The sequence below is a fragment of the Streptomyces sp. WM4235 genome (assembly GCF_001279725.1).
In the GTDB taxonomy this organism is placed as follows: Bacteria; Actinomycetota; Actinomycetes; order Streptomycetales; family Streptomycetaceae; genus Streptomyces.
Window position 1 is genome coordinate 1 of the sequence record NZ_LGDE01000304.1, and the last position, 13,667, is coordinate 13,667.

Below are 13,667 nucleotides of genomic sequence, written 5' to 3' on the forward strand. Positions count from 1 at the left end.
CCCTTCTTCCCCAGAGGAGCCGAAGTGACCGAGGCAATCGACGCGACCGGCGGACGCTGGTTCAGCCTGCACCTCTTCCCCCGCTTCGCCCGCCCGACCGGTGAGGACACCGACGCGTTCCTCGTCGAGGATCTCGCCCCGCTGCTGGACGGGCTGGTCTCCGACCGCAGGGCGACCTCGTGGTTCTACCTCCGTCACGTCGACGTGGACGGCCCCCACCTGCGCGTCCGGGTACGCGACCTCACCCCGGCCGGGGTGGCGGCGCTGTACGCCGAGACGACGCTCCTCGTGAAGGAACGTCTCGGCGAGGGAGCGGAGATCCACGAGGCGCCGTACGTACCCGACACCGAACGATTCGGCGGTCCGACCGCCCTGCCCGTGACGGAGGACGTCTTCGCACTGTCCACCCGGGTGGCCCTGGACGGGCTCGCGCGCACCGGACGCGGCGGCGAGCGCCTCGCCCTGGCCGGGGACCTCGCGCAGGCCACGGCGGCGGCGCTCGGGATGGACCGCTACGAGGCGGCGCGGTGGTTGCGGTGGCAGACGACCGGGTGGCGTTGGTCCGAGGACGTCCTGCACACCCCGGCCCCCGTGCCCTCCCCTCGCGTCGACCCGGGCGGCGGACCCGGTCGCGAGGAACTGATGCGGCGCGCCGACGCCGTCCGGCACGGGGTGGCGAACGGCGTCGGCGTCGGGCCGGTGGCCCGTTGGGCGGCGGGGCTGCGGGAGGCCGACGCCCGCCTGGAGGAGGCGGCCGGGCGTGCGGCGGAGGACGACGGCGCGGACGGTTCGGCCGTGTGGGCGGCGGGCCGCGCCTCGGTGTGGACCGCCGTACGCGCCTCGCTCTGGGCCTCGCACCTGCATCTGCTCTTCAACCGTCTAGGGCTGGCCCCCGACGAGCAACGGGCCGTGTGCCGGCTCGCCTCCCACGCGCTGACGGACACCTGGGAGCGGGGGCCGCACCTCCCCGAGGAGCGCCCTGCCACCGACGCGCGGTAGGGGCGCCGGCCGGTCGGGCCGGTCAGGTGCGTACGCGGGACGAGTTCAGGAGGGCGGCGGCCCGGCCGGCGTCGTCGACACTGACCGCGAAGTCCTTGCCGCGGGCCCGGACGACGAGGCAATCGCCGGCGCGCAGCATCACCGTCGTGCCCAGACCACTGAGCCGGTACCCCCATCCGCCCACCTGGGCGGGGGTGCGTCGTTCGACGCGTGCCGATTCGATGTCGCCGACGGCCCAGCGTCTCGTCGGCCACCCCAGCGGACCGAAGCCGACCTCCAGCCCCCTTTCGGTGACCCGGGCCCGCACGGTGGAGAAGGCCGTCATCCCGACCGAGACGAAGGCGAACGGGGCGATCAGCGGCCACGGGTTGCCGACCAGACCCGCCGCCCCGGCGAGCGCACCCGCGACGGCCACCAGGCCGCCGGCGGCGGCGCTGAGTTGGAACCAGGGGTTCGTCACCCGCGAGAGCCAGACGAAACGTTCCCCCTCGGGGATCTCCAGAGCGGGGTCGCCGGGTGTCACCGGCGTGGGCGGCGCCGAGGCTGTCGCACGACGGTCGAGCAGCACCCCGATGAGGGCCGCCGTCACGGCTCCTGCGATCAAGACGACGAACCAGAGCGTCGCGGACCGCGCCTGATGCCAGTCCGATCGGTCCAGGTTGGCCCGCACGATCACCGCCTGGGCCCCGATCAGGCCCACCCCCACCGAGAGCAGCGTCGCTCCGGCCCATCCCCGTACCCCCGATCCCCGGCGGGAGGCGAGCGCCACCGCCGACACGAGCAACGCCCAGGCCACCGCCGGTAACGCGGCCGCCGCCCACAGCGGCAGCGAACCGTCGGGCGCCGCGCCGGCGCCCCAGTGCGTGGCGAGCCGGTCCGGAAGTCGTCCCCGGGCGGCCAGTGGCATGGCCACCAGCAGGATTCCGACGCCCGAGGCCCAGGCGGCGGCGCCCCAGGAGGTGGCCCTGCCGCGGCCGGGGCGGGTGGCGCCCGCCGCGTGAACCTCACGGCCCTCGCGGTCCTCGCGGTCTTCGTGGTCCTTGTGGTCTTTCACGGGACCTCCCTGATCATCTGGGTGAGTTCGGCCTTGCCGTACCCCAACCGGGCCGCCTCCAGCACGAGTTCACGGACCCGATCCACCAGCGCGGAGCGGTGGTCCGCGCCGGCGGCCACGGTCACCCCGCGGCCGCGCCGGAACTCCAGCACCCCTTCGTCGCGCAGGGATCGCAGGCCGCGCAGGACGGTGTTCGCGTTGACCCCGAGCGCCTGCGCGAGCTCGCGCGCCGGCGGGAGCCGATCCCCCGGGGCGCACTCGCCCTCGGCCACGGCCCGCCGGATCGCGCCCGCCACCTGTTCGTGCAGGGGGCGACTGTCGGAGATGTTCAGCCTCAGCAACATGGTGCCAATGAAGATAGCTTCATATGGCCCATCGGTCGAGAGAGTCCCCCCGTGCCCCCGCACGAAGGTCGCCTACGCGGCGGCCACGGCCAGGGCCGTGCGCAGGCGACGGGCCTGCGCGACCAGCCGGGAGGAACCGGGGCGGGAGGCCTGCGCGGCCAGACCCTCGGGGTCCGGGGAGGCCACCTTGCAGCGTTCCACGCAGTCGGCGGCGACGGCCAGCAGTTCGCCGGTGCCGGGCGGGGCCGGATCCTGCGCCAGGAGGGCGGGGATCGCCCCCGCGAGCAGGGTCCAGGTGGTGGCGTACGCACCGGTCGCGGCGGCCGTGCGCGCGGAGTCGGCGAGCCGGTTCGCCTTCACGGTCCCCAGGCCGACGAGTTCGGCCAGGTCCCGGCCCATCAGCGGGACGTCCAACTCACCCCGCGCCGCGAGGACGAGCAGGGCGTCGACGGCCCCGAGCCGGTCCTCGGCATGGCGGGAGCCGAGTCCGGTGGCCACGGCGAGGTGCAGTACGGGGCCGGCCGGGCCGCCCAGCTCGGCGAGGCCCGGGAGCAGCGCGCCGGGGCCGCGTTCCTCGCCGGTGGCGCCGGCCGTGAGGTCGGGGAGCAGCCAGGCGGCCTGGGTCTCGCGGTCCTCCGGCAGCACCATGCGCTCCGCCTGCGTGTCGCCGTGCCAGTGCCAACAGCGGCGTCCGTGGTCGTCGACCGGGCGGCCGAGCCTGCGGAACGCGGGCGGGAACTCCTTCTGCAGGACGAGTCGTTCGCGGGTGTCGATGACGATCCTGCGCACCGCCCCGCACGTCCGTCCCCACCAGGGGTGGGCGGCCTTGGGGTCGGGTCCCTGCGTGCGGCGCAGCAGCCTCGGGGGCTCGCCGGCAGTGGTGAGCCATGCGGCGAGGCGCTCGCCGGGACGGGTTCCGAGGGCGGTCGCGGCCGCCGCGACGGCGGGGTCGCGGCGGACCCGGAACAGCGCCTGGGCGAAGTCGGCCTCCGCGGGCTCCAAGCCAAGCCGGCGGTACGCGCCGAGCCGCTTCACCAGTTCGTCCGGTTCGATCGTTCCGGTCTCCCAGGTGGGCGTGGCGAGCAGGAACGGCAGGGGGGCGGTCACCATGCGGTGGGCGACCTCCCTGAGTCGGGCGGCGATCACCGCCCGCAGGGCGGCGTGCACGCAGGGGTCGTGGAACCCGCGGGACTGCGGGCGCGTGCCCGGCAGCAGTTCCTCCGGGGTGAACCGCCCCAGGACCGCCGCGGCCACCAGCTCCACCCCGTGCGGGCCGCCCTCCTCGACCCTCGGGTCGGACGGCGCACCGCGGCCGGCCAGGACCGGTGCGAGAGCCTCGACCAGGGCCGCCCGGTCCCGGTGGGCGTGGCGGACGAGACCGTCCAACGCCGTCTCGAACTCGGCGGCGTCCGGCCTTCGGGAGCCGATCAGCGCGGCGACCAGCTCGACGGTCTCGGCGACGGTCCGCCCGGTGGCCGCCGCGCGGCGACGGACGGGCGGCGGGGGCAGGATCTCCTCGTACGGCTCCTCCTCGGCCGCCGCGGCGACCCCGAGGTGTCCTGCGGCGACGAGCCGGTTGCCGGGGCTCAACAGCGCACTGTGCGAGGCGAGTTCGGCACGGAGTTCGTCGTCGTGCGGGCGCAGGTGCGCGGCGACGAGCCCGAGCGCCCGCTCCTGGAGGGCGGTGTCCTCGTGCCCGAAGGCGTGGGCGACGGCCGGCAGCAGCCGGTGGCGGTCGTCGGGCGCGCGGCGCAGTGCCTTCCCCAGCAGGATGAGTTGGGCACGGGCCAGCTTCTTCTCCGGGCGGAAGAGCACCGCGGCCGACATCTCCGCGAGCCTCTCGGCCGGCAGTTCGCCCGCCACGGTCACGCGCGCGAGCACCTGCTGCGCGTGTCCGGCGAGGGCGGACGGCCCGTCGGCGGCCATGGCGATCCAGTCTGCGGTCCGGGTGCGTTCCTCGTCCGGGGTGAGGGCGAGTCGTTCCAGGAGGGCCAGGTAGAAGCGCAGTTGGTTCGGGCGGCCGCCGCGCAGGAGCCGCGAGACGCATCCGTCGATCAGCTCCCGGCGCTCGACGATTCCCTCCTCCGCCAGGGCGGCCAGCTCGGTCGGCCAGTGGTTCGGGGACCGCGGGTGGGAGTACCAGAGCAGGGCGTTGGGGGGCTCGGCCGTCTCGAAGAGGCGGGGCACGAGGTCGCGCACGAACGGATCCCGGCGCAGGGCCGCCGACAGCGGGAGGCGGGTGCCGCCCGGTCCCTGCGGCACCAGGGACCGGACCCAGCCGGACACGAACGCGTCGTTGGTGGGGACGGGGCAGCCGGCGAGCCGGACCAGTTCCCGGATCAGCGGGTAGTCGGCCTCGGCCGTCGCGGCGCGGGCCGCGAGGCGGTGGGCGACGTCGCCCAGCCACCCCGGGTCCCGGTCGGCGAGCAGTTCGAGGATCAGCGCGGCGGGGAGCTCCCGCCAGTCGCGCAGCTCCCGGGAGCCGATCCAGGCAGCCGCGGCGGCGGCTCCGGTGTGGCAGCCGGCTCCCGCGACGAGCAGTCCGCCGCGAATCCGGTCGCGCTCGGAGCCCCGGTCCCAGCCCCATCCCCGGACCTCCCGACGCAACGCGGTGAGTTCGCCGAGGACGGTACGGCGCTCGGCCGGGGTGAGGGGCCCCAGCAGTGCGGGGAGGCGCTCGGTGCGACCTGCGCGCACCGCGTCGAGGACGTCGTTCATCGGGAGGGTCATGGGCGAAACGCTAGGTCCGGGGACTGACAACACCGACCGGCACCCGCCGGCGGCCTCACTCGAAATCCGCCCACGCGCCCAGGGTGAACCCGGCGCCCTGGCGTCGCACCTCCACCGCGCCACCACCGCCGAAGTGGGCGGGCACGACCAACTCGTTTCGGTCCGCGGCTCGTTCGAGGATCCGGCGGCGGCTGGCCGCGGCCTGCCCGGCGTCCATGCAGAAGCAGCTGTTCCAGGAGGGTTCCAGGATCTGCACGGGGCTGTGCAGGAGGTCCCCGACGAAGACCGCCCTGTCCCCTCCCGAGGTCAGCCGCAGGACGGAGGAGCCGGGGGTGTGACCGGGCGCGGGCTCCAGCACGAGGTTCTCGTCGATGCGGTGGGAGCCTTCCCAGAGGACGGCCTGGCCCGACCGGTGGAGGGGCGCGATGCTGTCCTCGTAGATGAGCCGGTCGTCCGCCCGCAGACCCCGGGCGTAACCGTTGTCGGGGCCGAAGTGGAAGTCGTCGGCCGCCGGGACGAGGTACCGCGCGTTGGGGAAGGCCGGGGCCCACTCCCCCGCGGCGTCGACGGTGTTGCCGCCCACGTGGTCGGCGTGCACGTGGGTGTTGACGACGAGGTCCACGTCCTGCGGCCGGACACCGGCCCGGGCCAGTGCGCCGAGGAAGTCGTCCTGCCGGTGGTGGAACGCGGGCGCGCCGGGTCGCTCGCGCATGCTTCCCACGCCGGTGTCGACCAGGATGGTCCGTCCGGCGCTGCGCAGGACCCAGGTCTGGAGCGCGACCGTGACCCGGTCGGTCCGCGGGTCCCAGTGGTCCGGGGACAGCCAGTGCGCGTTCTCCTTCCACACCTCGGTCCCGGAGTCCGGGACGACGTCGAGGGCGGACGCGAAGGCCCCTTGCCATTCGACGACCCGGATGACCTCGACGTCGCCCAGTACGATGCCCTGCTCGCTCTCACTCTTCATGATCACGATTCTAGGAGTGCTCGGTGAGCCGCTCAATGCTCTTCGCGCTCATGTGGATACGCGGGACTCTCACCGCTGATGCGCGGACTACGCTGGCGTCATGGATGTGGTGAGCGACGCGATCTCGACCGTCCGGACGGGGCGGCCCTCCTCCAACCGGGTTCGGGTGAACGGTGGTTGGGCGACCCGCCTGGCTCCCTACGAGGGCGCCGGCTTCCACGTCGTCCTGGAGGGGGCGTGCCTCCTGCTCCCGGAGGGCGGGGAACGCGTGCGGCTGGGAACGGGTGACGCGGTCCTGCTGCCGCACGGCACGGGGCACCTCATCGCCGACGTCCGGGCCGACGCGGCGAGCCTGGAGCGGGCGGTGCCCTTCGAGGACTGGCGGACGGATGACACCCCGGCGCCCCACCCGTCCTCCGAGGCCGGGGCGGTGGAGTTGCTGTGCGGCAAGTACCGGTTGGACCGCAGCCGGGTCCACCCCCTCATGCGGGAGCTGCCGACCGTGGTGCACCTGCCGAACCGGGTGGGCCGTCATCCCGAACTCCGGTCCGCCATCGACTTGTTGGGGGGCGAGTTGGGTGGCCGACGGCCGGGCGCGGGGATCGCCGTACCCAGTCTGCTCGACCTGCTGCTCGTCTACATGATCCGCTCGTGGATGGTCGAGGACGGTACGGGGGTGTGGTCGGCGGCGCTCGGCGACCCGGTGACGGCCGTCGCGCTGCGGGCCCTGCACGCGGACCCGGCCGCCCCGTGGACCAACGAGAGCCTGGCCGCCGAGGCCGGGGTCTCGCGCCCCACGCTGGCCCGCAGGTTCACCGCCCTGGTGGGACGACCGCCGATGGCCTACCTGACCTGGTGGCGGCTGACCTCCGCCGCCGCCCTGCTCCGCGACACCCCGGACTCGTTGGCGGCCATCGCGCGCCGGGTGGGGTACGGAACTCCGTACGCCTTCTCGCACGCCTTCAACCGGGAGTTCGGCACGACTCCGGGCCGCTACCGGGAGCACGCCGCGGCGCCGGCGTGACGGCGGGCCGTTTCCGGGTGCGATCCCGCCGCCAGGACGGTGCGGCGGGATCGGTCCCGGAGCCGGTTCGGTCGCGCGTCGGTCAGATGGTCACGCAGATGCCGTCCTCGATGCTCCGGCCGTCGCGTTCGAGGCCGCCGCACACGAGGCTCGCGCCGGCCTGCTCGTAGCCGACCTCCCAACGCCGGGAGGCGGCGTTCACCCGGGAGCTGTGGTAGTTGCCCCAGTAGGCGCGCAGGGTGCCGGACACCCCGTCCTTGGTCTGCACGGTGATGTCCTGGACGAATCGGTTGTGGTGCGCGGTGTGGACGCAGATGTAGGTACCGCACTGCGAATCGACCCGCCGGGCGGCGGCGGCGTCGGAGGGTGTGGCGGTCAGGAACGCGAGGGCGGCGGTCACGGCGAACGTGGCGGCGATGCGGCGCGGGGTGGTGTTCACGAGGGGCCTTCTCATGGTCGGAGACAAGGGAAAGCACGGGAACACGGGGACGTCGCCCCGGGTGCCCGCGGGAAAGGTGATCACCCATGGGTCTAGTCCCCAGAACCCCCCGCACGACGCGGCGCCACACCCGAACTCACCTGTTCGAGTGGTGGAGTTCACTGCTGAAACGGCACTGCACGGACGGAACGCGGCGCGGACATCGCGCGAACGGGGCCCGGCGGCGGTGCGGGTCGCCGGGCCCCGTCGGATCAGCGCAGGTCGAAACTGACCGACGTGGCCTTGTCGTTCATGCCGTCACCGACGTACGCGTTGTAGCCGTGGTAGGTCTGACTGGCGCCCCGGAAGTCCCGGTGCTCCCACAGGGTGATCGGGCAGGTGATGCCCTGGGCCGAGCTGACGGTGTCGTTCCAACCCCACTTGCCGAGGTCGTTGAACTCCGGGTAGCGCCAGTTGCAACCGACACTGCCGCGGAAGGTGAACTCGCTGCCGCCCGAGTTGGCGTCGCTCCATATCCTGCCGAGGTCCTTGTACTCGGCCTGGCCGCCCAGTTGGGCGGCCTCGGCCTTGGTCGCGAAACAGCCGCCCTCGCCCGTGTCGACGACGAGGGTGCAGTACGTGGGAGCCTTCGGGGCCGGCGACCGCTCCGCGGCGGCGGCCGGGTTCACGCCGACGGCCGTCACCACGAGTGCGGTGGCGCCGAGTGCGAGAGCCGTTCGGATCATGCGCATGGATTCTCCTCAACCACATTGAGAGCGCGTTCAGTACGCGAATCGCCCTGAAGCGCGACATGACTCAACAAGGCGTCATGTGGGGTGGTCGAGGGCGCGCAGGTGCCGCCGGCAAGTTCCCGGCGCCCGGAGACGATCCGCCGGGCACGGCGCGGCCGGCTCGTTCGTGTCGGCGGATCGCGCGCCGACGTCGCAGGACGGCCCGCGATCGATCGGCGAGGGCGTTGCGGACGGGTCGGGCCGGCCGAATCGGCTGCCGCCGGGACGAACGGACGCCGATGCGCCGATTGTCCCGTTCCCCGCGACAGGCCCGCGCGGAACGGGTCCGGGGGTGGTTCGGAGGGCGGGGCGGGTCGGCGGTCCCCCTCCATACGGCCCCCGACTGGTTCAGTGGCCCCTCCACGCGGCCCCCCACCCCGGGAATCCCCGGAGTGGCCCGCTCCCTGGGCCACCCCTGGATCCGAAACCCCGGTGCGCCCGCAGCGTCCCCCGCCTAGGCTGACGCGATGACCACCCGAACCTTCCGCATCACCGTCCGCGGCTCCTTCGTCCGGCTCACCGACGAGCAGCGCGCGGCGCTGCTTGCCGCCGCCCCGGAGCACGACCTGCTGCGCGCGGGCTTCACCCCCGAGGGACACCTCACCTACGAGATCACGGCGCGGGACTCCTACACGTTCCGCTTCCTGGAGTCGGGCGACGCCGAAGAGGACATCGTGGACGCGACCGCACGCGCCGAGCTGGCCGCCGAGGCCTGGCTGTCCGAGCGCGGATACGCCTTCAAGCACTTCAGGACCCACGCCCAGGACATGACCCTGGCTCCCTTGAGCAAGCGGCAGCGTCAGGCGGCCGCCGCCACGAACACCGACTGACGGGCGGGCGCACCCCCCGTGCGGGCCCGGGGTTCGCTCACGGTACGGGCCCCGGGAGCGGTGGCCGGGGTCCGACCGTCGGGCCACCATGGAGGGGACCTGCTTCCTTACGGGGACTCGGCCGGGGAGTGACCAGTGGCACACAACGACGGACACACGGACGTACTGGTCGTGGGCGCGGGCCCGGTGGGTCTGACCGCGGCCGCGGAGCTGCGGCGGCGCGGGGTGGGGTGCCGTCTCGTGGACCGGCTCCCGGCGAGGCTGCCGTACGCGAAGGCGGTCGGCATCCAGCCCCGCACCCTGGAACTCTGGGACCGGGCGGGCCTCGTCCGCGCCGTGCTGGAGGCGGCCGTCCCGATGCGCGGGCAGCTCACGTACGTCAACGGCGTCGAGCAGCCACGCCTCGACCTGAAGCTGCCGCCCGAGGTGCCGTACGGGTTCGCCGCGCTCCCCCAGAACGAGACCGAGCGGATCCTCGAGGAGTTCCTGAACCGGTTCGGGACCGGCATCGAGCGGAACAAGGAGCTGGTGTCGTTCACCCGGGACGCCGACGGGGTCACCAGTCGACTGGTGGACGTCGTGACCGGCGCCGAGGAGGAGGTCCGCTCCCGGTTCCTGGTGGGCTGCGACGGGGCGCACAGCGTCGTCCGCAAGGGGCTCGGGCTCGGCTTCGCGGGTGGCGCGTTCCCCGAGGAGTACATGTTGGCCGACGTCGAGGTCGACTGGGACCTTCCCCGCGGCTACGGGGTGCGGGCCATGCACCGTGCCGACGGGGGCGCCGTGGACGACGTACTGGTGTGCATCCCGCTTCCCGGGGTCCGCCGCTACCGCGTCTCGATGTCGGTGCCGGCCGAGCTCTCGTCCGCGGCCGGGCAGACCGGCGACGGGATCGCGCACGGGCTGGAGGGCGGCCGGGCGCCGGAACTCTCCCACATCCAGGCGGTGTTGGACCGCATGTCGCCGCAGCCGACCGTGGCGTCGACCATGCGGTGGTCCTCGGTGTTCCGCATCAGTCACCGGATCGTCGACCGATACTCCGACGGGCGGGTCTTCGTCGCCGGCGACGCCGCGCACATCCATCCGCCGACCGGCGCGCAGGGCATGAACACCGGCATCCAGGACGCGTGGAACCTGGCGTGGAAACTCGCCCTGGCCGTCGGGGGCGCCGCCCCTCCGCTGCTGTTGGACAGCTACGACGCGGAGCGGCGGCCGGTGGGCACGGAGGTCGTCGACCGTACCGTGCGGCACGCCGCCGAGGGTGTGCAGGCCGATCCGGGCGACCCGGCGACGGTGATGATGCGCCAGGCCCAGCTGCTCGTCGACTACCGCGGCAGCCCCATCGTGGGACGAACGGAGCGCGACGGGACGGCCGGCCCGCAGCCGGGCGACCGGGCACCGGACTGCGGCGGCCTCACCTCGGCCATCGCCGCCTACCCGCTGCGGCTGTACGACCTGCTGAGGGACCGGGACCACGTGTGCGTCCTGTACCTCACGGGCCCGGACACCGACGCGATGACCGAACTCGCCGCCCTCGCCGCGGACTTCCCGACAGGCCGGTCGGCTGCCTGCCCCGTGCTCGCGGACGGCGTCCCGGCCGACGACGCCCCCCTGCCGGCCTACCGCGACGACCGGGGTGAGTTCGCCCGGCTCTACGGGGCCCGCGAGTCGACGCTGTTCGTGGTGCGACCGGACGGCTACCTGGGGGACCGCATCGCCCTGCCGGCCGGGAAAGCGCTGGTCAGCCACCTTCAGGGGATCTGGGGGAGCTGAGGGTGGGCCTACGCGTAGGCCTGCGCCGTGTGACCCGCCCCCGGCCGAGGCCCGTCCCGGGCCCGTGTCACCGACGGGTGCAAGGATCGGGTCATGACCGCTCACCACGAAACACCCGCACAGCCCTGGGACGACCCGGCCACCGGCCCCGTGCCGGAGGGACTCGCCGCGGCGAAGTCCCTGGTCTTCGACCCGTGCGGGTTCGACTGCCCGTTGCCCGTCGCCGAGGAGGAGAGCGCGGACTACGAGGCGTACGCGCTCTGCGTGAACGGGCGCTCGGTCAGGTTCCGGGCCGCCAGGACGACACCGACCAAGGTGGGCCAGTTCGTCACCGTGTGGCAACGGTCCGAGGAGGGCCCGATCCGGCCCTTCGACACGGGCGACGGGGTCGACCTGTTCGTCATCGACAGCCGGGACGGGGCGGACCACGGGCAGTTCGTCTTCCCGTGGTCCGTGCTCCGCGCGCGGGACGTCGTGTCCCGGGACGGCGTCGGCGGGAAGCGGGGATTTCGCGTCTATCCGCCGTGGGCGGTGCCGACCAGTCGACAGGCCGAACGCACCCGGGCATGGCAGCTGGAGCACTTCCTCGCGCTGCCCGGGGACGGGTCGGTCGACCTGGACCGGGCGCGGGCGCTCTACCACGCCTGAACGAATGCGGCACGCGCATCGGGGTCCTGGCGACCGGCGCCCGGGGGGCGCCGCCCGGCCGGCCGGGCGGTCGCCCGCGCCGGGGGTCGCCCCGGTCGACACGGCGGGCGGACGGCGGGACGATGGAGACATCTCGTGAGATCACCCGGGTCGGCACCGGAGCGGTGTCGGCCGAGCGAGGGTGCGGGTCGGGGCCAGGATCCCGCTCGAAGAGGTCCGCTCGGCGGGCCCGCCTCTCCGGGCTCGGCGACACTCGGCTGCCGGGCCGCCCGTGGTCTCCTCGACGAGAGGAGAAACGATGAATCGGCGTATGCGAATGGCCGTGGTCGCCCCGGTGGGGGTGTCCTTGCTGGCGTTGGGGTCGGCGGCGCTCGTGGCCGCCCCGGCGCAGGCGGCGGTGCCTTCCGCCACCTGTACCGTGACGGCCAACACCGTCGATGGCAAGCGGGTGGACGTCAAGGGAAACGGGTTCAAACCGGCCGTCGACGTCCTCGTGTTGTCCAAGAGCGGCAACAAGCAGATCCGGACCAACGCGGACGGCACGTTCAAGCTGATCGCCCAGAAGGGCGGCAGCTCGTTCTCCGTGAAGGAAGGGAGCAAGGGCAGGACCCCGTGCGGCACCGTCCAGCAGGCCGAACAGAAGGACACCCAAGACCAGTTCCGCAAGGGCTTCACCCAGGGCTTCGCTGCCACGAAGGACCTGTGCAAGAAGCCGAACGCGAACCAGAACCTCCAGGCTGTCGACCCGAACTTCGAGAAGGGCTTCAACGCGGGCGTGACGGCCGCGCTGAATTCGAAGTTCTGCCAGTAGCGGCGGCAGTGCGCCCATAGCGGAGCCCGGGGGCACCAGCGGCTCCCGCGCCCTCCCCACCGACCAACCGGGGCCCGCGTCCCGAACGGCCGGACACCATCCTCCTGCGACGCCGCCACGGCACCGCCCCGCACGACCTGAATTCGCCGGGAGCGCCCTCGCGCTCCCGGCGGTACGGGTTAGCCTGCTGCCCGGCGAGGCAACCGCCCGCGGTCACGCATGAGGGAGCGTACGTGCCCGAACAGCATCGCGTTCCCGTCAACCGACCGACTCTGGAGGTAGTGGCCGCGCGGGCGGGGGTGTCCAGAGCCACCGCGTCGCGCGTCGTCAACGGCGGGGACGGAGTCCGCTCGCACCTGGTGGACCGGGTCCGCAAGGCCGTCCTCGAACTGGGCTACGTCCCCAACCCGGCGGCGCGCACGCTGGTCACCCGCCGGACCGGTGCGGTGGCCGTGATCATCGCCGAACCGGAGGTCCGGATCTTCTCCGACCCCTTCTTCTCCCGCCAGGTGCGCGGGATCAGCAAGGAACTCACGGAACAGGACAAGCAGTTGGTCCTGCTCCTGGTGGAGGATCGGGGGGACTACGACCGGATCGAGCGGTACCTGGCCGGCGGGCACGTCGACGGCGCCCTGGCCTTCTCCCTGCACACCGACGACCCGCTCCCCGACATCACCCGGCGCATCGGCATGCCCACGGTCTACGGTGGGCGGCCGGGCTGGACGGCCGGATCCGGGGACCTCGGCGTCGTCTACGTCGACGCCGACAACCGCGGGGGCGCGCGGGAGGCCGTACGCCACCTGCTCTCCCAGGGTCGGCGTCACATCGCGCACATCGCGGGCCCCCTCGACCAGACGTCGGCGGCCGACCGGCTCGACGGCTATCGGGACGTACTGCGCGACGCCGACCCCGCGCTGACCGCCGAGGGGGACTTCACCTCGGCGGGCGGGGCCCGTGCGATGCGGCAGTTGTTGGACCGCCGTCCGGCGCTCGACGCGGTGTTCGCGGCGAACGACCTCATGGCCACGGGGGCACTCGCCGTGCTGCGCGAGAACGGCCGGTCGGTGCCCGGGGACGTGGCGCTCGTGGGCTTCGACGACACCGAGTTGGTGGCGGAGGCGGCCGATCCGCCGCTCACCACGGTGCGCCAGGACGTGGAGGGAATGGGCCGGCTGATGGCCCGTCTCCTGCTCGACACCCTGAACCGGGCCGGGACGGCTCCCGAACCCCCGCGCCCGGTGATCACCCCGACCGTCCTCGTGCACCGCGCCTCGGCCTGATCCC

At 73.7% G+C, this 13,667-nt stretch carries 13 protein-coding genes; 7 read left to right on the forward strand and 6 right to left on the reverse strand.

Annotated elements, in window-relative coordinates:
- Positions 1 to 24 precede the first annotated feature (24 nt).
- Positions 25 to 999 carry a thiopeptide-type bacteriocin biosynthesis protein gene (locus ADK55_RS20020; protein ID WP_053680623.1) on the forward strand — a complete coding sequence of 325 codons (975 nt, stop codon included), beginning with the start codon at positions 25 to 27 and terminating at the stop codon, positions 997 to 999.
- 22 nt (positions 1,000 to 1,021) lie between these two features.
- Here the strand turns inward: ADK55_RS20020 and ADK55_RS20025 are convergent, their stop codons facing one another.
- From ADK55_RS20025 to ADK55_RS20040, 4 genes are all read right to left on the reverse strand, one after another.
- A complete protein-coding gene (locus ADK55_RS20025; protein WP_234350163.1) occupies positions 1,022 to 2,053 on the reverse strand; it encodes a DUF1648 domain-containing protein in 1,032 nt (343 codons plus the stop codon).
- Entirely contained in the window at positions 2,050 to 2,397 is a 348-nt protein-coding gene (locus ADK55_RS20030) for a GntR family transcriptional regulator (protein ID WP_053680625.1), read from the reverse strand. The genes ADK55_RS20025 and ADK55_RS20030 overlap by 4 nt, the downstream gene beginning before the upstream one ends.
- 72 nt (positions 2,398 to 2,469) lie before the next feature.
- Positions 2,470 to 5,127: a DUF6493 family protein gene (locus ADK55_RS20035; protein WP_078999172.1), complete on the reverse strand. Its 2,658-nt coding sequence runs from the start codon at positions 5,125 to 5,127 to the stop codon at positions 2,470 to 2,472.
- A gap of 55 nt (positions 5,128 to 5,182) precedes the next feature.
- Positions 5,183 to 6,091: an MBL fold metallo-hydrolase gene (locus tag ADK55_RS20040; protein WP_078999192.1), complete on the reverse strand. Its 909-nt coding sequence runs from the start codon at positions 6,089 to 6,091 to the stop codon at positions 5,183 to 5,185.
- A 100-nt stretch (positions 6,092 to 6,191) separates the two neighbouring features.
- Here ADK55_RS20040 and ADK55_RS20045 point away from each other — a divergent pair, with 100 nt between their 5' ends.
- Complete coding sequence (locus ADK55_RS20045; RefSeq protein ID WP_053680629.1) at positions 6,192 to 7,115, forward strand: AraC family transcriptional regulator; 924 nt, start codon at positions 6,192 to 6,194, stop codon at positions 7,113 to 7,115.
- An 82-nt stretch (positions 7,116 to 7,197) separates the two neighbouring features.
- Here the strand turns inward: ADK55_RS20045 and ADK55_RS20050 are convergent, their stop codons facing one another.
- A complete protein-coding gene (locus tag ADK55_RS20050; RefSeq protein ID WP_053680631.1) occupies positions 7,198 to 7,554 on the reverse strand; it encodes a hypothetical protein in 357 nt (118 codons plus the stop codon).
- Between the two features lie 251 nt (positions 7,555 to 7,805).
- A complete protein-coding gene (locus ADK55_RS20055) occupies positions 7,806 to 8,285 on the reverse strand; it encodes a hypothetical protein (protein WP_053680633.1) in 480 nt (159 codons plus the stop codon).
- Positions 8,286 to 8,791: 506 nt separating this feature from the next.
- Here ADK55_RS20055 and ADK55_RS20060 point away from each other — a divergent pair.
- From ADK55_RS20060 to ADK55_RS20080, 5 genes are all read left to right on the forward strand, one after another.
- On the forward strand, positions 8,792 to 9,154 hold the full coding sequence (locus tag ADK55_RS20060; protein WP_053680635.1) for a DUF6204 family protein: 363 nt from the start codon (positions 8,792 to 8,794) through the stop codon (positions 9,152 to 9,154).
- 135 nt (positions 9,155 to 9,289) lie between these two features.
- Positions 9,290 to 10,924, forward strand: coding sequence for an FAD-dependent monooxygenase (locus ADK55_RS20065; protein WP_053680637.1), 1,635 nt, complete (start codon positions 9,290 to 9,292; stop codon positions 10,922 to 10,924).
- A 93-nt stretch (positions 10,925 to 11,017) separates the two neighbouring features.
- Complete coding sequence (locus ADK55_RS20070; RefSeq protein ID WP_078999180.1) at positions 11,018 to 11,572, forward strand: MepB family protein; 555 nt, start codon at positions 11,018 to 11,020, stop codon at positions 11,570 to 11,572.
- 298 nt (positions 11,573 to 11,870) lie between these two features.
- Positions 11,871 to 12,383 (forward strand): hypothetical protein, encoded by a 513-nt coding sequence (locus ADK55_RS20075; protein ID WP_159041488.1) that lies wholly within the window; start codon positions 11,871 to 11,873, stop codon positions 12,381 to 12,383.
- Between the two features lie 233 nt (positions 12,384 to 12,616).
- Positions 12,617 to 13,663, forward strand: coding sequence for a LacI family DNA-binding transcriptional regulator (locus tag ADK55_RS20080; RefSeq protein WP_053680641.1), 1,047 nt, complete (start codon positions 12,617 to 12,619; stop codon positions 13,661 to 13,663).
- Positions 13,664 to 13,667 lie beyond the last annotated feature (4 nt).